8 protein-coding genes are annotated in these 20,742 nt (G+C 69.1%); 3 read left to right on the top strand and 5 right to left on the bottom strand.

Annotation, left to right across the window (positions count from 1 at the left end):
• Positions 1-410: 410 nt before the first annotated feature.
• Entirely contained in the window at positions 411-887 is a 477-nt protein-coding gene (locus tag AC07CM_RS39495; RefSeq protein ID WP_478881358.1) for an ATP-binding protein, read from the bottom strand.
• A gap of 184 nt (positions 888-1,071) precedes the next feature.
• Here AC07CM_RS39495 and AC07CM_RS39490 point away from each other — a divergent pair, with 184 nt between their 5' ends.
• Positions 1,072-1,938, top strand: a complete 867-nt coding sequence (locus AC07CM_RS39490) for a helix-turn-helix domain-containing protein (protein ID WP_478881357.1) — start codon at positions 1,072-1,074, stop codon at positions 1,936-1,938.
• Positions 1,935-2,120: a DUF397 domain-containing protein gene (locus tag AC07CM_RS39485; protein ID WP_478881356.1), complete on the top strand. Its 186-nt coding sequence runs from the start codon at positions 1,935-1,937 to the stop codon at positions 2,118-2,120. Before AC07CM_RS39490 ends, AC07CM_RS39485 begins: the two co-directional genes overlap by 4 nt.
• A gap of 53 nt (positions 2,121-2,173) precedes the next feature.
• Here AC07CM_RS39485 and AC07CM_RS39480 read toward each other — a convergent pair whose 3' ends face one another.
• The 4 genes from AC07CM_RS39480 to AC07CM_RS39465 form a co-directional block, all read right to left on the bottom strand.
• A complete protein-coding gene (locus AC07CM_RS39480; protein ID WP_478881355.1) occupies positions 2,174-3,316 on the bottom strand; it encodes an EcsC family protein in 1,143 nt (380 codons plus the stop codon).
• Between the two features lie 33 nt (positions 3,317-3,349).
• Positions 3,350-7,384: an Eco57I restriction-modification methylase domain-containing protein gene (locus AC07CM_RS39475; protein ID WP_478881354.1), complete on the bottom strand. Its 4,035-nt coding sequence runs from the start codon at positions 7,382-7,384 to the stop codon at positions 3,350-3,352.
• A complete protein-coding gene (locus AC07CM_RS39470; protein ID WP_478881353.1) occupies positions 7,384-10,350 on the bottom strand; it encodes a helicase-related protein in 2,967 nt (988 codons plus the stop codon). Before AC07CM_RS39470 ends, AC07CM_RS39475 begins: the two co-directional genes overlap by 1 nt.
• A 68-nt stretch (positions 10,351-10,418) precedes the next feature.
• Positions 10,419-16,712 (bottom strand): protein kinase domain-containing protein, encoded by a 6,294-nt coding sequence (locus tag AC07CM_RS39465; protein ID WP_478881352.1) that lies wholly within the window; start codon positions 16,710-16,712, stop codon positions 10,419-10,421.
• Positions 16,713-17,468: 756 nt separating this feature from the next.
• Between AC07CM_RS39465 and AC07CM_RS39460 the strand changes: the two genes are divergently transcribed.
• The gene (locus AC07CM_RS39460; RefSeq protein ID WP_478881351.1) at positions 17,469-20,693 is read left to right on the top strand and encodes a sigma-70 family RNA polymerase sigma factor; all 3,225 of its coding nucleotides are present in this window, start codon (positions 17,469-17,471) and stop codon (positions 20,691-20,693) included.
• Positions 20,694-20,742 lie beyond the last annotated feature (49 nt).

Here is a 20,742-nt window from a genome sequence, read left to right as displayed (position 1 = left end):
GTGCCGCCGTCCACGGGCGGCCCAGACCTTTCGGAGACTGGTTGCAGACGCGATTAGGTCAAATTTTCAACGATCATAGAGCAGGCGGTGCCGAGCGGTTCCTCAGTGATGGCGACGTGCGGCAAGGTGTTGCAACGCGTCCGGCTACCGCCAACGGCCGTATTCCCGGGTCGACATGGCGACTGCTTGGTCTCATGCTTTGCAGCACCGCTGTGGCGAACAGCGCCCAGAATTCCGCGAGGTTTACGCACGGCTCGCCGTTCCCTCACGCGACCCACACATCCCCCGCACGTCGGGACGGCTCGGGGCCGGGCCGGGACCCGGGGCAGGTCCGGTGATTCGGCACAGTCCGGCCCCGCAGGCACCGGATGCGCCGCCCGCCGCGCGCGTCCGAGACGCCCGCGCGGGTGTCAGGCGCCTCCGTCCATCTGCCGGGGCCCCTGCGTGGTGGGGTTGGCGAGTTCCGCCCAGACGGTCTTGCCACTCGGCGGGTACGGTTCCGTGCCCCAGCGGTCGGCCAGGGCGGTGACGAGGAGCAGGCCACGGCCTGTCTCGCTGTCGGACGGCATGGCGGAGTCGGCAACTGCTCTGGGGAGTCGGTCGCCGCGGGCGTCGCTCACCGCGATGCGGAGGACGCCGGCGGACGAGTGGTCGAGGGTCAGCGCGAGGCGGAAGTCCCGGCCTGGGACGCGTCCGTGCAGGATCGCGTTCGCGGCCAACTCGGCGACGATCTGCTCGGCACGTTCGGTGACGGTGGGGGACACCTCCCAGGTGCGCAGCTGCTCGTAGGTGAGCAGGCGGGCGAGGCGGGCTCCGCGGCGGCTTGACGACAGGTTTTGTGCGAACTGGCGGAATGTGGAGCGCAGCTGGGGCGTGGTCGCGTTCATGGGGCCACGGTGACGGGCGTGCGGGAGCGCGATCCAGGGTTGTGGCCCGTACGGTGCGTCAGCGTACGGGCACATTCTGTGGACGGTACGCGAAACCTGCGGTCACGCTGGGTGTTGTCCAGGGCGGGGACGACGGCGATGGCCATCCACGGCCACGCAGGCAGGCATCTGGAGGTGACCGCGTATGACGGGCGGTGGCGTGGGGGCGAGTGACGAGCTGATGGTGTGCGAGGCGGAACGGGAGCCGGACCCGTCGGACAGTTTGCGGACCTTCGGCGCCGTCGTCCAGGCGTTACGGGAGAACGCGGGGCTCAGCCGGGCCGAGTTCGGGGAGCTGGTCCGGTTCTCCAAGCACACCGTGGAGTCGGTGGAGCTGGGGCGACGGATGCCGGACGAGTCGTTCGTGGAGCGGGCGGAGGAGGTATTGGGGAAGACGGGGGCGTTACGGAGGTCGGCGCGGTTTCTGACGCGAGGGGAGGCGGGGCTGGCGGCTTGGTTCCGACGGTGGGCTCGGCTGGAGCGGGTGGCGGTGAGTCTGTGTACGTATGAGTGCCGGTTGGTGCCGGGGCTGTTGCAGTCGGAGGGGTATGCGCGGGCAGTGTTCGAGGGAACCGTTCCCGTGGCGCCGGATGACCAGCTTGCGAGCTTCATGGAGCGGCGGATGGAGCGCCAGCGGATGCTGTTGGAACGGCCGACGATCCCGTTCAGCTTCATCGTCGAGGAGCATGTGTTCCGCCGCCGGTTCGGAGACGCGGGGCAGATGCGGGGGTTGTTCGATCACGTGCTGGAGTTGAGCGCACCACGCAACGTGACGCTTCAGATCGTGCCGTTGGCAGCGGGGTTACATGCTTGCCTCGACGGTCCCCTCCAACTGTTGGAGACCTCGAAGGGGCAGCGGCTCGCATACTCCGAGGGGCAACAGAACGGCCGTCTCATCTCCGATCCCAAAGAGGTGAGCCTGCTTCAGCAGCGCTATGACACACTGCGCTCGCAGGCCCTGAACGCCCAGGACTCGCGGGGTCTGCTGGGGCGACTCCGAGGAGAGCTATGAGCACGACGGAACTGGCCTGGTTCAAGTCCAGCTACAGCGGCAGCCAGGGTGACAGCTGCGTGGAGGTCGCCGTCACCGAACAGCTCGTCCATGTGCGGGACTCCAAGGACATGACGCGCCCTCACTTCGCTGTCGGACGGCAGGGGTGGTCCCGATTCGTGGGGTTCGCGGCGGGGTCCTGAGGCGCGTCGTCCCGGCGGTCGCCTGATGCCGTGCACCGCCGGGACACAAGGGGTCAGTGGAGGTCGGGTCCGCCCGCCTCAACGATCTCGCCGAGCACGCTGATCTCCTCGTCGGCGTCGTCCGGCACGTCGGGGTCGTCGCCGAACAACGGTGCCGGTGCCTCCTCGTCAGCGAGATGCGGGTACTTCTCCAGCAGGAACCGCCGCCGGTACGCCATCTCGGCGGCGTCGACGATCCCCTCCAGAGTGGTCCAGTTGAGGGTGCCTCCAACGACGATCCCGAATGCGGGTACGGCCTTGCCGAGGCCCTTCTTGGTGAGGCGGAAGCCGAACGCCTTCGCGAACTGCGCGGAGACCTTGGTCACGATCGACTCGCTGAGGACTTCCCAGGTCTTGCCGCGGAAGAGCGCCTGGGTGAGCCGCGAGATGTCGGCCATCGCGGCATTCTTGGCGGTGGCCGAACTTGCCGTGCCGACGTTGACGACAGACATCACGAAGAGCTTCTCGGCTGGCTGTTCGGGATCGTAGCCGTAGAACAGCGAGACCTGGCCGACGGCGCGGGACGCGAGTCCGAGGACGGCTGCGGTATCGGCGGCGAAAGCGCCCGCGATCGCACCTCCCGAAGGCGCTGCCGCGGCGCCGGCGGAGGCGGCGAGGACAAGCTCTCCTCCGGAGATCACCAGTCCCGCGCCCGCTCCCGAGAGTGCCGCGGCGGCCGGGTAGTACCAGCTCGCCTTCCGTCCACGGACAGCGTCGACCTGCTCCAGGTCGAGGTGGCGCAGGTCGGAGAGCGACTCGACCTCGTGCCCGCGCTTCTTGTGAAGCGCCACCACGCGCTTGGAGGAGAGTCCCGCTCGCGAGACCCGCCCCAGGGTCTGCCGTATGGACTGAATGGCCGTTCCGCTCCAGTCCGGCAGGGCGTCGGCGGCTCCGCGAGCTCCGGTGCCGACCTTCTGAGCTCCCTTGGCAACGAATGCCTGTCCACGCGAAACCGCCGATTGGGCCCGGGGGTGGTTCTCCAGTTGCTTCGCGGCACGCTTGCCGAGCTTCGCGACGCCGTTGGCCACGTGCTCGCCGGCGTTGGTCATCGCTCGTGACAGTGGGCGGCCCTTGAACTGCTGGATGGCACGCCATGCCTCAAGCTCGTAGTCCGAGGGAAGCCGATCGGGCTGCTGTGGGTACTGCGGGTCGCTCATGGTCCGTGGCGCTCCTGTCTCTGGGGCGAGCTGTCAGGCGGGGTGGCGGGGGCCGTGGCCCGGGGGCGGGGTGAGGGTGGAGGTGTAGTTCTCGCCGTCCACCAAGGGGTTTTCGAGGCTGACGCCGGCTGCGGCCATGCGGTCGTACTCGGCGAGGATCAGGTTCTTTGTGCGGTAGGTGTCGTACTTGGCCTCGTCCTTGCGGCGGAGGATGGGGAAGGTGTCGAGGATGTAGTCGGCGTCGTCACGGGAGATCGCATAGAGGTGGAAGAAGAGCGCGTCCAGCTCGGCTCGGATGATTTCCCGGCGAATTTCGTCCCAGCGGAAGGGCTGACCACTATCGCCGAGGTTCCTGGCGAAGGGGGTCATGTCGTGCGAAGTGTAGGTAAGTTCGATGACTCGACCAGTGATGAACCCTTGGTGTCGGATGAGCTCACCTGGGGGAATGGAGGGAAGCTGGTTCATCGTGAAGTACTTGAGGCTTGTCCCGCCGATCTTTTGTCGAGCGACATAGTCGAAAACAAGGCTCGATAGGTTCGCCTGGAGAAGTTCACCGTGGTCGCGTGGTAGTGCGAGGAGAAACTTGTCGCCTACTGCGGTAGCCGGAATGACTGTGCTGATGACGGTGCGCGCATCCGTTGCCCTGCAGATATCGCGCCAGCCAAGAAGCCACTCGCGGTCCCAAGATTTCGCGGCGCGCTTAGCGTGAACCTCGGAGGCTGGCACCCAGTAGCGGGGCAGGGCGGTGACCGTGGGGTCGCCCTGCTGGTGAGGAGTCAACCGGGGTAGTGTGCCCATATTGGCCTGAGCTGCGGTCTGGCCTTCATATGTGCCAAGCCGGTGATCGAATTGGTGCACCATCTTTGCTTCATAGAGCGGGAGCATGCTGTCATCGTCGCGGTTGAAGATGTTGCCGTTTAGAGACCAGCCGTCGGCTTCAAGCTGGTCTCCAGTCCGGAAGAGGGACGAGTCGTTCGACATGTCGAACATTCGCATGAATGACAGTCCCCATGGGTTGCCATTCGGGCTACCTTCTTTGATGAGGACAGGTACGCGACGGTATATGTCAAGTGTGATCTCGGCGTCGCGAGGGGTGCGGAAGGTGGGACTTGAGCCGGTGTTCGGATTGACGAGAAGGATGTCCTTTGGGCTCATCGCGAATCTCCGGCTCGGCAACTCGTCCATGTATCGAACCTTTGACGAGAAGAATGCCTGGGAGGCCCGCTCTGCTCGGCCGGCGACGGCCAGCAAGCAGAAGTTGACACGGTGATCGACATCCCGGCTGAGTAGATAGGCCTCGTTCTCGAACCCAAGGTAGGAGATAAGTCGTTCCCGCCTGACCAGGTTCGAGAAGAAGGGTGCGGTTGTCGCGTCCGTACCGATGCCAATGGGGAGAACGAGACCAGAACGACCCGTGGGGGCAATCACGTCACGGGCGGTTTCCGCGAACAGTGCATACGTGTTGATGTCGCCTGTTCCCGTGAGCGGATAGCGCAGCGAGGAGCGGAGGAACTGGCTCTCGCCTTCCGAGCGGCGCTTAGCCGAGGTGAAATCAGCGAAGAGTTCGGGGCTCGTCGTCGGCAAGGCGGCAATGAGCCTCTTGCGGGCAGCGGCGTTTGGAGCATTGGCGATAGTGGGGTCTCGCTGCGCGAAGAACTCCTGCTCCTGGAGCTTGATGCGCTCCCACGGAGGGTTCCCCAGCACACAGGAGAATCCGCCGGACCACCCCACGGAGGGGCTCACCTCAGCCTGCGCCGTCTCAGGGACCCCGAAGACTTCGGGGAACTCCAGGTGCCAGTGGAAGAACCTGTACCGCTTGGCCAGCCGGATGATCTCCTCATTCGTGGTGACGGGAACCCCGGCCCCCGGGCTCTGAAGGTCTCGGAACACCCCCTCCGTCACCGGCGTAGGCGCCCCATGCCACTTCGGCCAGACGAAAGCCGCGCACCACGCATCGGCGATGTGCATCGCGCGAAGGTAGTCAGCCGACTGCTCCAGTTCGCGAAAGCGGCTGGACTGCAAGCGGACATCCGGGAGGGTGTCGGCGCGGCCCCCCGTGATCTCCCGCAGGCTCTCGGCGAAGGCGGCGTTCGACACCCAGATGCGCTCCTCGGTGTGGAAGCTCAGCTGCCCGCCGCGCTCCGCAGCGTTCCGCTTCCTCACAGCGGAAGCGATCTTCTTGTCGTCCCCCTCGATTGGCTTGAAGGCGTCGTCAGGGATGCCCTTGGCCAGCAGCGCCGGCGTAGCCCCGATCAGGGCGTTGCCATGCTTGATGTGGGCGTCCAGAAAGCCCAGCGGCTTGCCTGGTTCGAGGGCCTCCAGCCACAGTGACACTTTGGCCAGCTCGACCGCCATCGGGTTGAGGTCCACGCCGTAGATGCATCGCGCGACCACTTCGTGCAGCGCATGCCGCACCGCGTCGATCGTCGGCTCGGGGTTCTGCTCCCGCACCGCAGCGACCCGCTTGGCGATCCGCCGCGCCGCGGCCACTAGGAAGTGGCCCGAGCCGCAAGCAGGGTCGCACACCGTCAGCGACAACAGTTCCTGCTCGATGGCCTCACGGGGGTCCGGCTGGCCGGAACGCGTCGCCCGGATCTCGCCCCGCTTCACCGCATCGTCGATCACCGGATCCAGCGCCGAGTCCAGCAGGCACTCGATCAGCGAGGACGGGGTGTAGTACGAGCCCGTCGTCTTCCTCGCATTGCCCGCCAGTTCAACCAGCTCGAAGGTTCGCTCGGTCGCGTTGTGCTTGGGGACCAGCTCCAGCAGGGACTCGTAGATCGAGCCCAGCTCCTCCGCGTCCAGGTGCCGGTAGTCCACCACCCGGTTCCGCTTGCTGTTCGTGTCCCGCACGACCGACAGCGCCCGTACAGCGTCCAGCAGAGGCTCGTTCGAGAGCGAAAGGCCGTGCAGGATCTTGTCCGCCTCAAAGTCGTCGAAGATGCCGCCCAGGCCCGGCAGACCCAGCTCAGGCACACCGCCGTCATTGCCCAAGCCGGCCAAGACGAAGCGCAGCGCCTGGTACAAGTCACCGTGCGCCGTACCCCGGCGTCGCAGGGCGTGCCGGCGCAGACGGGCCGAGGAGAAGTACGTCGCGTACCGCTCCTTCGAGGTCTCATCCGCCGACGGGGACAGCAGGACCTCTCGGTCCTCCGCTACGAAGAGGAACAGCAGGCGATAGACAAGACGCAGAAGCGCGTAGTGGAAGGTCTTGACCTCCAGGCTTTCCCTCAACTCCCGGTTTTCCGGGTGCTTCAGGAACCCCGTACCCAGCGTCGTGATCGCCCGCTGCACACCCTTCCTCAGCTGGTCCAGCGCCCGCGTCCCCGACGCGATCGCCTCCGTACGCCACTTCTCCAGCCAGCACGCGGACGGCGCCGCATCCTCCGCCACCTCGAACCGCGAAACATGCAGCAGCCGGTACAGCAGCACGAACTCGCTGAACAGCTCGCCGTCGAAGATCGCCTCCAGGTCGAACTCGACGTACGACGCCGTGGCCAGCGCGCTGGAGTCCCGCAGCAACCGCACCTGGCGGCCGTTCGTCAGGACGCCCCACAGGTGGGCCTCGGTCCGGTTCAGGCACTCCTGGAGCATCGACTGCGGCGGCACCGTCCCCGCGCCGCCCGGACGCTTGTCCAGGTTGGCGTTCCACGGCACCTGGTGGATCAAAGCGTGCTGCCAGCGGTGCGAGACCTCGAACCGCTTCTCCGTATCCGAGTCGGCCGTGACCCCCTCTGTACCGATCGGCGTCAGGCGGCCGAAGCCCAGCTCTCGCCATAGCGGTGCCAGCCAGTCGGCACCCGCGCGGCCCGTCGGGTCGGTCGCGGGCAGGCCCGTCTCCCCGTCCTCGGGCAGGTGCTTGCGCAGCTCGCGCCAGAGTGGCTTCAGGTACTCCCAGCTGCGTTCCGCCTCGTCCCGTACCGAACGGGACGACGGCAGGCCGTAGTCGGCCGGCTTCGAACCCGGAACGTCCTTGCCCTCGGAGATGCGCAGCAGCATGTCGGCCGGCAGCAGACCTCCGACCGTGTGGGCGGCGGTGAACACCTGGTTGCGAGTCGTGGCGGACATCAGGCGGACGCTCCAGAGACGGCAGCAGGGGCGGGGGAGGAAGCGGAGGGGTTCGCGGGCAGGTAGAGGTACGCGCCCAGGACGTCGGTCGGCTTCTGGGCCGTCACCGACAGGCCGCGGACGATCTCGCCAGAGGCCTGGCGCACCCGGCGGTGCGATGAGTCCAGCTCGGCGGCCAGTTCCTCGCCGTACGACTCCAGGTGGCCGTACACATCGGGGAGTTGGTCGAGGACCCGCTGCATCATGCGCTCGCCGAAATGCGGATCCGTGTTCGCGGACGCCGTCACGTCCAGCAGCGCCGCCGCGCGCTCCTGCGACAGCCACACCGCGTTCTTCGGGGAACCCTCGAAGGCCAGCAGCCGCGCGTCCTCCGCGACCAGTTGCTTCTCACCGCTCCGCGACGGCAGCGTCAGATGGAAGCGGTAACGGACCAGCAGGAGCGTCGTACGCGTCGTCACCGCGTCCGTCGTCACCACACCGCAGCGGCGGGCCGGGCGGGCGCCGTCCGCCTGGGTGTCCAGGGCTGCGTTCAACACATGTGACGCCAGCGCGCCCACCACCGGGTCCGTACGCACCAGCGCCGCCTCACCCCGTGCCACCGCCGGATCGCTTCGGAACGGGATCGGGCGGTCCCGCTCGATCACCTCCGCGCCCACAGCCGTGGCCAGCGCGTCCCGCAGGCCCGCCGGTGTGCCACCCACCTGCGCCGTGAAGTCCTCCGACAGACCCACTTCCCGCAGCACCGCACCCAGCGCGCCCAGCGACTCCCGTACGAACGTCTCCACCTCGCCCGTGCCGCCCAGCGCATCCCGGATCGCAGCGACCTCGCGCGCCACCTCCTCCGGGTGGATCGCGCGTTGTGCGAACCGGGACTGGGACCGCTTCTCTCGCTCCGCCGCCGAGTTCCAGTCGCTGTCCAGCTTGGCCGTGCTCACCTTGAACGCGTCCGCGCTGAACAAGGCGTCCTCGTTCTCGCGGCCGCGCATCAGCAGCCACTCCACGATCGCGTCCGTGACACCCGTGGACAGCTCGTCCGGGACCGACACCGAGATGCCCAGGTCCTTCTTGATCTGGCGGTGCTTCTTGATGAGGACTTCGAGGACCTTGCCGTCGATGCCGTTGTCGTCGCCGTAGAGGGTGATGACACGGACCTCGTCGCGGCGCTGGCCGTAGCGGTCGACGCGGCCCTCGCGCTGGTCGTGGCGCGTGGGGTTCCACGCCAGGTCGTAGTGGATCACCGCGTCGAAGTAGTGCTGGAGGTTCACGCCCTCCGACAGGCAGTCCGTGGCGATCAGCACGCGGCGCGCGGCTGCGTCCTCGCCGGCCTCCGCCGCCAGCGCCTCGATGTTGTCGATGCGCTGCTGCGGGGACAGCTCACCCGTCACCGCCTTGACGACCGTCTTCGCCCCCAGCGGACCGCGCTTCTTCGTCTCGGGGTCGTTGGAGAGCTGCTCGGCCAGGTACTTGGCCGTGGGGATGTAGCGGCAGAAGACGATCGGGTTGTAGCCGTCGGCGAGCAGCGCCTTGAGGTGCTTGATCAGGGCCTTCAGCTTGAGGTCCTGCGCCGGGCCCTCCAGCTCCTCCGCGCGGTCGGCGAGTTCGGCGAGGCGCGAGCGCGGATCGTCGGGCTCGATCTCCGCACCCGGCGCCACGTCCATGCCCTCCATCGAGTCGCTGTCGGCGGCATCGCTGTTGAGCGGGGCGCCCAGCTTGTCGGCCTCCTCCGCCGACGACGCGATCGCCGCGGCCGACCGCGTCCGCAGGGTCTGCGCCGCCGCACGCGGCGATGACACCAGCGAGCGCAGCAGCGCGATCGCCGACCACCAGGCGATACGAACCTCGCGCCGACCCCGGTTGTCCGCCTCCTCCACCCGCTCACTCGCGTAGGCGATCGCGTCGTCCAGCAGGGCCCGGTACTCCGGGGACAGCTTGTACGTCTCGTCCTTGAAGTAGCGGTCCGAGGGGAACGCGGTGCGCTCGGCGAGCGAGTCATCGGCCAGGCCGTCCTCCTTGGTGAGGTACCGGCGTACGTCCGCACGCTTGCGGGCCACGAAGTACTGGGCCAGCAGCTTCCTGCCCCTCTCCGACTCCAGGTCCACGTGTGCCAGTTCGGGCTTCACCAGGCCCAGCAGGTTCCGGAACGCGGACTCCTTGCCGCTGTGCGGGGTCGCCGTCACCAGCAGCAGGTGCCGCTCCGCGTCCTCGGCCACCCGGCGCAGCAGCTCGTAGCGCAGCTGGTTCTGCGTGCCGGCCTTGGCATCTTCGGCGGCCACGCACGTGTGGGCCTCGTCGACGATCACCAGGTCGGGGCAGTGCCGTACGAAGTCGTCCCGGTGCCGGGTGGACTTGATGAAGTCCGTGGAGACGACGACGTTCGGGTAGCGGTCGAAGAGGGACTGGCCGAGGTCCAGGCCGCGTTCCAGGCGGGTGACCGTCGACGCCAGTACCAGCTCCGCGTCGATGCCGAACTTGCCGCGCAGCTCATGCTGCCACTGTTCCGCCAGCGCGGGGGAGCACAGCACGGCCAGGCCCGACGCCTCGCCCTGTGCGAGCAGTTCGCTCGCGATCAGTCCCGCCTCGACGGTCTTGCCGATGCCGACGTCGTCGGAGATCAGCATGCGGACCGTCTTCTGGCGCAGCGCCATCAACAGCGGGACGAGCTGGTACGCGCGCGGCTCCACCGCGATGCCGGCCAGCGAGCGGAACGGACCGGCGCCCGAGCGGAAGCCGACCCGCAGGGCCGTACGCAGCAGGCCGGCCGCCCGCTGGTCGCCGAGGTCGCTCGCCTCCGGGGCGGCGAACCGGGCCTCCTCGACCGCTTCGAACGCCGGGAACACGCCGGCGATGTCGTCGTCCGAGCCGCCCAGCGGGCGCAGGACGAGCAGGTCGGGCTCGCTCTCGGGGAGTACCACCCATTCGCGGCCGCGGGCCTTAACCAGGGAACCCGCTGAGTACGTGAGTGCCATGTGTGTCTTCAGATCCTCGAAGAAAGTGAAGAAGGAAGAGAGAGTGAAGAAAAAGGGGGTGCGTAGGCTCAGTTGGCGGCAGAACTACCGAAGTACCGCGCGTGGGCGGCGGCAATCGCGTCCCAGTCGCCGTCGTGCGGGAAACGGACGACGTCCCAGCTGGCGTTGAAGAGACGGTCCTCGGCGTCCTCGTCCCGGAAGGTGTCCTGTTCCTTCTCGGGGGTGTCCACGAAGACGGCCACGTTGCCGCCGGGCAGCCGGTAGACGAAGTCGGGCCGCGCGTTCGCCTCGGTGAGGAACGGGTCCGCCTCGTCCGGCAGGTTCAGCCCCCGTGCCTTCGCCCAGCCCAGAAAGTCGCCGCGTGCGGCCAGTTCGGCCGCGGCCGACACTTCGACCGCCGTCGGGGCCGCCGGAACCTTCTCCAGCAGCCGCCGGTACTGCTCCGACCGCGACTCACCCCGCGACTCGCGCTCCGCCGTCCCCGAGGCGAACCGGACCAGGAGGCGGCTTGCCGCGTGCCGGTTGATCAGCGCGTGGTCGAGCTGGTTGCCGTACGTCAGCAGGCACTCGTAGCAGCCGAGGGCGCACGGGCGGTCCGGGTGCGGGCCGCCGAGGTCGGTGCCGTTCTCGTCGAAGTGGCAGATGGACAGGGCGTATTGGGCGGCCTTGGCCAGGGCGTCCGGCTCGGCCTGCAGGCGGCGCAGCACGCCCGCGCCGCCCTCGGCGGCCTCCATGAACAGGAACCGGTTCCGCGGTCCGCCGTCCGGCGGCAGCAGTTCACTGGACAGCTCGGCGTCCTCCAGCTCGAACGCGGCCTCGATGCCCCGCTCCAGCGCGTACATGAGGGACAGCGCCTCGGGCTCGGGCAGGGCCTCGTCGAGGGTGACGACGAGGATGTTGCGGCGGTCCTCCACGTAGGGGATGACCCGCTTCTTGCGGCGCCGCTCCTTGCCGTCCTCGTCGACCACCGGCAGCTCGCTGGAGTCGCCGGACGCCTCCGCGGCGTCCTTGTCGTTCATCCAGCGGCCGTCGGCGAGGTCGAGCCAGTAGCCCGCGGGCTCTTCCTTCTTGGCCCGCACCCGACCGAGGTTGGTGATGCGGACCGTCGCCGAGTCGCCGTACGCCAGGTCGGCGAGCGGTGCGCCGGAAGCGTCCGTCACGGACGCGTTGAGGCGGCCCTTGCGGGCGCCGTGGTCCTGGAAGCGGTACGACATCTCCAGCCGGAACCCGGCCCGGCGGCGCTCCTCCTCGTCGGAGGAGATCCGCTCCCGGCGCGTGGTGTACACGGTGTGCAGCTGGAGCAGACCGTGGGTTGCCGCGCCCAGCGGTTCGTCGCACATGTGGCAGCGGTCCTGGCGCTCGGCCGGGTCGTGGTGGTAGCCACAGTGCGTGCAGCGGCGGGCCTCGCTGGTCGCCAGGTCGCCGGAGGAGTCCGGCGGCAGCTGGATGCGGGTCACCTGGTAGCGGGCGCCCTCGTGGTAGATGAGCGCGCCGGGGCCGAACTCGCGAATGGCGAGGAAGCGGGGGCGCTGGAGGTAGTCGCCGTCGCCCCGGCGGCGGCCGATCGTCGGGATGTAGGCCGCAAGCGGCAGACGCGGGAAGCTGTAGCCGGGCAGGAAGCCCTCGGAGGCCAGGTAGCGGTAGGGGTTGAAGTCGGAGAGGACCGACTTGCTGTCGACGCTCTCGTTCATCAGCAGGTTCAGCTGCGTCTCCGCCTCGCGGCGGCGGGCGTTGGCCCGGTTGCGGTCGCTCTCGGTGAGGCTGTAGTCCAGGCGGCGCTTGTTCTGGATGTACTGGTCGTCGAGCGCGGCGCGGAACAGTTGCCGCCAGCGGTCGAAGGCCCGGTCGAAGCGCTCCGGCACCGTGCGCACCCTGTCCTGGATCCAGTCGTCGTGCCACCACGTCGTGTCGGCGAAGTCCGGCAGCAGCGGGCCGAGGACCCTGAGAGCCGCGTCCACCGTGCGGTGCTGTGCGGTCTCGTCCAGGGAGGCGTCGAGGATGTCGGGCAGCAGTTCCAGGGCGGGATCTGGGCGGTCACCGGTGTCCGGGTACGACACGTCCAGGACGTCGGGTATCGCGCGGCCCAGCTTCAGGCCGGCCTCGGCGATCCATATGCCCTGCAGGTGCGAGAGGACCAGGTCCTCGTTGGCCAGGTCCAGGCGCGGCGGAGCCACGGCGCCCGCGACCATCCGCTCCGAGCGCCGGAAGTAGTACTGGTCGTGGCTGTTGCCCGTCGCGCAGTACGTCGTCACCAGCGCGGGCTGGCCGCTGCGGCCGGCGCGGCCCGAGCGCTGCGCGTAATTGGCGGGCGTGGGCGGCACGTTGCGCATCATCACCGCGTTGAGGGAGGAGATGTCCACGCCCAGCTCCATCGTGGGGGAGCAGTACAGCAGCTTCAACTCCGCCTTGCGGAACGCCTCCTCGCGCCGCTCCCGCTCCTCCGGAGCGACCTGGGCGGTGTGCTCGCGGGCGAACAGCCCGGACAGCGCGCTCGCCGCCTCCTGGTACAGGTCCCGGAAGAACGTGTTCACGCGAGGGCCGTCCCCGCTGGGGTAGGTGCGGGTCAGCGGGTCGTGCGTGCCCGTCTCACCCTTGCCGGCACGCCAGATCAGCGACTGGGCCGCCACCCGGTAGCCGGTCCTGGCCGCCGTCGTCGGCCGGCGGTACCGGCCCGCCTGCTGCGGCGCCTCCGACACCTCCTTGACCATGCCGTTGGCGGCAAGCACCTTCAGCAGTTCCGCGATGACGAGCTGCAGATCGTCGGGGGGGAGGTTCTTGAACGTGGCGTCGGCGCGCTTGAGGTACTTGCCGAACTTGCCGCGCGCCGAGAGGAACAGGCCGGAGCGGTCCAGTCCCCGGCCCGACGGATGCGGGTAGGCGGTGCCCACGCGCGGCCGGTCGGAGGCCGACAGCACCCACGGGTCCACCAGACGCTCCTCGCTCGCCCGCTGCAACGCGTCGAAGTCGTCGCGGAAGTACGACACGTCGATGGCGAGCGAACGGCGCATGTCGTTGAGCAGCACCTTCATGATCTCGGCCCGCAGTGCCGGGTCGGCGTCCCGCAGCGCCGCATGGGTGTGTGCCCAGCGGTCCTGCTTCTCCGCGACCCAGTGCAGGTCCGCGTAGTCGATCTCCAGCAGACCCGTCTGCTCCAGGTTGGGCATGGTGATGCGCCAGCCGCGCTCCAGATCGAGGTAGAGCCGGAAGGCGACCACGTCGCGCAGGGTCTTGGCCGCGGCGCGGGCGAGTGACGGGGGCTGGTCGGCCTCTCCGGCGTAGTCGACGGGGCCGATCCCGAGCGCGTTCGTCACCGCCGAGGCCAGCTCCTCATGGGTGAGGCCGTCCTCGCCCGCGTCCAGGGCAGCCCGGTACAGGGCCCCGCGCAACTGGGTGATCTGCACGAAGTCGTTGAAGTGACCGGCCTGCAGGGAGGCGTCCTGGCGGTTGTCGACGAAGGTCAGGAGCTTACGGGCCTCCTTGTCCAGCGCCTCCTCCGGCACCGACTTCAAGGACCGCACCACGGACGCCGAGATGAGGGAGGTCGCGGAGGACCGGCCCTCCTGGTCCAGCGTGGCCAGCTTCGCGAAGTCCCGGCCGCGCGTCTGCTCGTAGGCCACACCGCAGTGCAGGCAGAACAGGAACGGCGACGGGATGAACGCGGCCTGCAACTCGCCCCGGCCCTCGTAGCCGAGCGGGTCCACGGTGACCGCGCGCGGCACCCGGTCGCGGAACGTCTTCCTGACCACCTCCTGGCCCCTGTCGTCCAGTTCCAGCCAGGACTCGGGCAGCCGGCGGTCGTCGACGGCGTACTGGACACTGGACGGCCAGGCGCGCTCCCGGTCGATGAAGAGGTAGCCGTCGCCCTGGCGGCCGCCCGTCGCGGAGGTGTCGCGGCGGGCCTCGTAGCGGACCTCGCCGTCCTTCTCGGTGCGCCAGACGGTCAGGTACTCCTGGCCGCACTCCCGGCAGAACGCCAACGGCATCAGCAACTTGCCGCCGCTGCCCGGCTGCTCCAGCTGGTAGGAGCGGGTCAGGTGGCGGGAGAGCTTGTCCTCCAGGGTGACGTAGACGGTGTCGCCCTTGGACAGGAACTGGTGCAGCCGGAAAGCGAACAGGGGACGGTCGGTGACCGGGTGCCGGGCCTGCGAGCCGGCTTCCAGGGTCGCCTCGATGGCCGTGGCGCAGTCGTCCTTGGACACCCCCGACCGCTCCGCCAGTTCGTCTGCCGCGACCTCGATCTTCGTGGGCCTGCGGCGCACCAGCCGGCCCGTCGCCTCGTCCGTGGCCAGGCCGAAGCGCGTCTCGATCCAGCGGGCCAGCGGGTCGCGCACCAGATCGGCGTACGCGCGCGGCGCGGCCGGTGAGGTGAGGCGATCGGCGGGGACGGTGTCGGGGGCTTCCTCGGTGGCGCGTACGAGCGTCTCGCCGATGACGTGTCCCGGCCTGACCGTCGTGCCGAACAGTCTGCTCGCCACGTCGGCGACCACCTTCTTCTGGTCCTCGACGGTGCCTTCGGTCGACATGGTGGCCGAGGTGCCGATGCACTGCACGTCGGGCGCCTGGCAGGCCTCGCGTACCCGCCGGATGAGCAGGGCGACGTCGGCGCCCTGCCGGCCTCGGTAGGTGTGCAGTTCGTCGAAGACCAGGAACTCCAGGCCCTTGGCCATCTTGATGAGGCTGGCCCGGTCGGCGGGCCGGGTCAGCATCAGCTCCAGCATCACGTAGTTGGTGAGCAGGATGTCCGGCGGGTTGTCGCGGATCTCCTTGCGTTTCTCGTCGTCCTCCTGGCCCGTGTAACGGGCGAACGTGACCGGCTCGCGGCCCGCGCCGTAGCCGTCACGAAGATATTTCTCGAGTTCCTTGAGCTGACTGTTCGCCAGCGCGTTCATCGGGTAGACGATTACAGCGCGCACCCGCTTGGCTGATTTCGGACCCTCGGAGTCCCGCTCATGAAGGACGCGGTTCACGATTGGAACGATGTACGACAGCGACTTACCGGAACCGGTGCCGGTTGTCAGCACGTACGAGGCACCCTGCGCGGCGGCGTCGATGGCCTCGCGCTGATGCCGGTGCAGGGTGAGCGGCCGCCCGTCCGGGGCGGTGCCGCCCTCCGTCTTGCCGGCCTGGAAGATGCGGGCGCACTCCGGGTGGAGGACCTTCTCCCCGACGAGTTCCGCGACCGTGCCGCCGCTCTGGAAGAACGGGTTGAGCGACAGCCATGGATCGGGCCACTGCGACTTGTTGTCGAGGTCCTTCTCCACGAACGCGTTGATGCGGTCGTCGCGTATGACGGTGCCGCCCTCGGTGAAGTCGCGGTAGTCCTTGATGAGGGCGCGGTGCACGCCGAAGACGTCCATGGCCGTGCCGGAGGCGGTGACGGGCGCCGGACGCGGGGCGGGCGTGGACGGGGAAGCGGCCGTGCGGGCGGCGGTCGCGGCCAGGGGTCGGGTCGGGTCGAGAGCGCTCCAGTGGGGGAGCTGCGGCGTGTCTCCGGCTCGCACGGCAAGCGGGCACAGGGCATCGTGGACGTCGGCCGCGCTCGCCGGACGGTCGGCGGGGTCCTTGGCGAGCAGCCGGCCGACGAGACGGAGCAGCTCGGCGGGAATCTCGCCGCGGATGACGCCGAGGGGAGTCGGCTCGGCCTCCAGGTGCTTGCGGGCGAGTTCGAACGGCGACTCGCTGACGAAGGGCGGTACGCCGACGAGCATTTCGTACAGCACACAGCCGAGCGCGTACAGGTCGGCGGCCTGGGTCACCTGACGGGCCTCGAACTGCTCGGGCGCCATGTAGCGGGCGGTGCCGACGCTGACACCGGTGCTGGTCAGCCGTGCCTCGTCCGGGTCGTCGACGATGCGGCCCATGCCGAAGTCGAGGACCTTGACGGTTCCGCCGCGGGTCAGCATCACGTTCGCGGGCTTCAGATCGCGGTGCACAACGTCGGCCGCGTGGGCGGCGGAGAGGCCGTCGGCTATCTGGGCGCCGATCGCGGCCACCCAGGAGATGGGCAGCTGGCCCTCTTCTTCGATGAGATCGCGCAGTGTCTCGCCGTCCAGGAACTCCATGGCCAGGTACGGCAGTCCGGAGTCCGCGCTGATTCCGCCGGCGATCAGCCGTGTGAGGTTCTGGTGCTCGAGACGGCGCATGATGCGCACCTCACGGGCGAACCTGTCCACGGCCTTGTTGTCCGTTCCGGTGTCGATCAGGCCGCCCGTGCGACGGCGCAGGATCGTCTTCACGGCGACACGGCGTTCGGCACTGCCCTCCGTGGCCTGGAGATCCTCCGCCCGGTGAACCTCCCCCATGTTGCCTTTGCCGATGACCTGCCCGACGCGGAACCTGCTATCGATCAGCTCGTGGCCCACGGCTTCTCCCCTGCCCTCTACTTCCCTGTCCCGTCAAGGGACTTGCCCCTGTGGCCGCCGTCCCACCGCCTGGTTCCGAAGCGGAGAGTGCGGACGCCGTCACCGTACACGAGGAGCTTCAACATTCCTAGGGGGAAGTTACGTTGACAGTGTTAACGCAACGCCTCTACTGTCTGGCGTGTAACCGTGTTGGGGGTGGGTGGTATGGCGGGGCATCAGGAAGCCGGGGAGCAGGGGGCTTCCGTCACCCGAGCCGCCCTGGCGGAGCTGATGGCTCATCTCCGCCGGGCCGCTGTCGGAGGAGTCGTGCCGGAGGCGGTGTTCCTGGCGCAGACGCGCAGGCTGGGACTCGGTGAGGGCGAGCGGGAGCGTCTGCGGCGCGAACTGCTCAGGCTGAAGGTGCCTGTCCAGAGGAACGTGGTGCATACAGGCATCGACATTCCAGATGTGGAAAAGGTTGCACGGAAGCGTGTGGAAATTGTGTTCCCTCGCCTCGATCGAGTGATGCGGCTGCTCGAGCGGTATGCCGACGCCGAGGGATACGTGACGTCACGGGCCCTGGATGGAGTCGCACGGCTCGCGGGGCTGAACTCACGTGAGGCGGCGGCCCTGCGAGAGACTGCCCGGGTGCGGCCCGAGAAGCCGTCGGCGGACACGACGGCCGGGGCCACGCCCGAAGAAGCGCGCCAGAGGCCCGAGACGGCCGGTGATGCTGCGGCCGTTGGAGAGAAGTCGGCCTCCGAGGAGCCTTCGGTCGTGGGGGAGCGAAGCGCACCGGAGCAGACGGGCGAACCGGCGGAGGACTTCCTGCCCGAGCCGTCCGAAACGGTCGTGCGGACCGACGCGGACCTGGCCGCCGCAGTGGCCGCGGCCCGGGCCGTCATGCGCGAGGACCGCATCCGGCGTCGGCCGGAGAATCGCCTGCTCACCGCGCAGGAGGAGGTAGGGCTCGCCGTGCTCGTGAGAGGCGGCACGGACGAGGAGCCCGACCAGGAGACGCTCGGCGCCCTGCCGTCGGACGACATCAGGATTCGCGCGCGGGACTGCCTGGTCGTGCACAACCAGAGACTCGTGCACAGCATCGTTCCCCGGTACCTGGAGCAGGGGCTCGACTACGACGACCTGTTCCAGCACGGAGCGCTGGGGCTGATGCGGGCAGCGCGCAAGTTCGACCCGGCCAAGGGGTTCAAGTTCTCGACGTACGCGACCTGGTGGGTGCGGCAGTCGATCACCCGGGGTATCGCGGACGAAGGGGCCATCATCCGTGTCCCCGTCCACATGCACGAGCAGATCCGCAAGGTGGCCAACGCCGAACGGTCCCTTGCGGCGCAGGGGCGACCGGCTACCGCGGCGGACGTCGCCGTCCTGTGCGACGTGAGTCTGAGCAAGGTCGAAGAGGCGCGGCGGCTGAGTCAACGGACCGACTCCCTGGACCGGGTGATCGGGGATGGTGCGACTCTAGGGGACTTTGTAGCACGTACCCGTTCCGTGCCGTCCTTCGAGGAGCGGGTGCACAACGCGTTGTTCCTGGAAGACGCCATGGCCGTGGTGGACACCTTCTCGGGCCGCGACCACCGCATTCTCGTACGGCGTCTGGGACTCGACGACGAGGCGCCGTCGACGCTGGATCAACTGGGCAGCGAGTTCGGCGTGACGAGGGAGCGCATCAGGCAGCTGGAGATCAAGCTGCTGCCCGAGCTGCGGGAGCGCCTGCGCCGTGCGCGCCTTCTCGGTGTTGGTGCCTCGTCGGGGCAAGAGGAGTCCGGGAACGCGAGGAGTGGTTCCGGTAGGCGTACCGCCCGTACCGCCCGTACCGCCCGTACCGCCCGTCCGGCTCGTCGCGTCCGTGCCGGGAACGCGCCGGCTTTGTCTGTGGTCACACCGCCCAGCGGCCGACCCCCAACGGAGGCCCCGGTGAATTCGGATGACGGGACGACGGCAGGCATAGCGGCGTCCGTGGACGCACCGGACTGGGACAGGGCCCGCCGGTTGGCCGAGGAGCCGTCCGGACAGGCGTGGCTCGCGAACTACGCGCTCGCCGCCCTTGGAGGCCCGGGGCTCGCCGAGATCCTCGGACAACCCGCGGCCGACGCGGTGCTCAGGATCGCGCGCGAGCGCGAGCCGGCCGACCACACCGTGCTGTCGGCACTCGAGGTGCTGCGCCGTGTCTGCGACGGCGCTGCGAAGTTCGGCTTGCGGCCCGAGGACTTCCTCGACCGGCCTTCCGAGGCGCTGTGCGGCGTGACGCCGCGGGCCTACCTCGCACGCAAGCCGTTGGTGCACGGCGAGCCCCGGCTGGCGATGCGTGACGCTCTCAAGGAGTTTCTGGCCGCACCGCAGGCGCTCCCGGAGGCAGCGCCGGTGGCAGGCGAGGAGGAGGCGCCGGCCCAGCCGGAGCCTGCCGAAGAGGCGTTGGCCGAGCCGGAGCCGGTCAAAGGGGTGTCGGTCGAGCCGGAGCCGGCCGAAGAGGTGCCGGTCGAGCCGACGTCGACCGATCAGGAGTTGGTCGAGCCGGAGCGTGCATCCGCCCCGCTGTCGTGCGATGAGCCGGCGACCGCTACCGGCGGGCCCGCCGCAGAGGCGACCGAGCCGGATCAGAGCCGGACAATTGCGAGTGCCGCGGAGACCGATGACATGCCGGCGCGGCCGCACTACACCGCCGACTGGGACAAGGCACGAGAGCTGGCCCCGCCGCCCTTCGGCGGGGGAGTGGCCTGGCTCGCCGAGTACGCGCTGCTCGCCGTCGGACACCTGCAACTTGCCGTGCTGCTCGGCGCGCCCGCCGCGGATGCCGTGGTCAGGGCCGGACGGGAGCGGGGCATGCTCAACCGTCACGTGGTCAGGGCCCTGGAGGTACTGGAGAGTGTCTTCGACGCGCTCAAGGAGCTCGGGCTCCGGCCCGAGCCCTTCTTCGAGTGGACGTCCAAGGCGTTGGGCGGGATGACACCCCGTGCGTACCTGGCCGCGAAGCCCCTGGTGGAAAACGAGTCGCGTGTTGCCATCCGTGGCGCACTGGACGAATTCGTGACGGCGCATGTGACACGGAGCGACGCCAATCCGGAGACAGGGGACGCGGGTACTTCGGAGGACGCTCCGGCTGAAACCGTGGAGGGATCGGCGGAATCCGCGCGGGAGACCGTCCCGCAGCCCACGCACTCTGCCGACGACCATGCCGATCAGGCGCTTCCCGCCCAGCCACCACTGGACGTCGACCAACTGCTCGCCGAGGCCCGCGCCCGCCACGAGACAGAAGTCGCGCGCCTGGCCGAGACCCACGAACGTCGGCTCGCCGAGGCGCGGCAGGCGGCCGACGCGCGTGTCGCGGCTGCCCTGGCGCAGGCCGGACAACAGCTCGACGGCTGGGAAGAGATCCTGCTGAACCGTGCGGACAAGGCGCTGGCACGGCAGGAGCAGCACCTGCGGCGTCGGGCCGACGAGCGCATCGCGCGGCTCAAGGAGGAGCACCGCGAGGCGAACACGGCAGTCATGCGTCGCGCACAGGAACGCATCGTGGACCTCGAGATCCGCCTGCGGCAGGCCGAGACCGCGGCCCCGACGGAAGCGGCCGAGCGAGTCTCCGCGTTCCGGGCGCAGGCCGAGCAGGCGGAGCAGCGCCTGCGTCAGTACCGCGACGAGGCCGAGGCACGCGTCGCGCACCTCGAGGCCCGGTTGCGACAGGCCGAGACCCGGCTCATCGCCCGGGACCGAGCCATGTACGAGGCCGGGCTGCGTGCCGCCGCCGACGTGGAGCAGGCCCAGCAACGGGCCGAGGCGGCGGAGCAGCGGGCCGAAGCCCTGGCTACGGCCGCCGACCAGGCGGAAGCCCGGGCCGTGCAGGGACAGCAGCTTGCCGCCGCACGCCTCGCGCAGGTCGAACACGACGCCTGGGCCCGCATCGCCGAGTTGCAGGCGCAGCTCGCCGCCCTGCCGGCACCGGCAGAGGGCCGGGCATCCCTGCGGGATCGCCGGCGCCGGTCCTGAGGGCGTGCCTCGCCCCTTCTGCCTTTCGTACCTCTCGATCAGTTCCCAG

Source organism: Streptomyces sp. NPDC044061, assembly GCF_056434305.1.
This window is presented reverse-complemented; position numbering and strand designations above follow the sequence as displayed.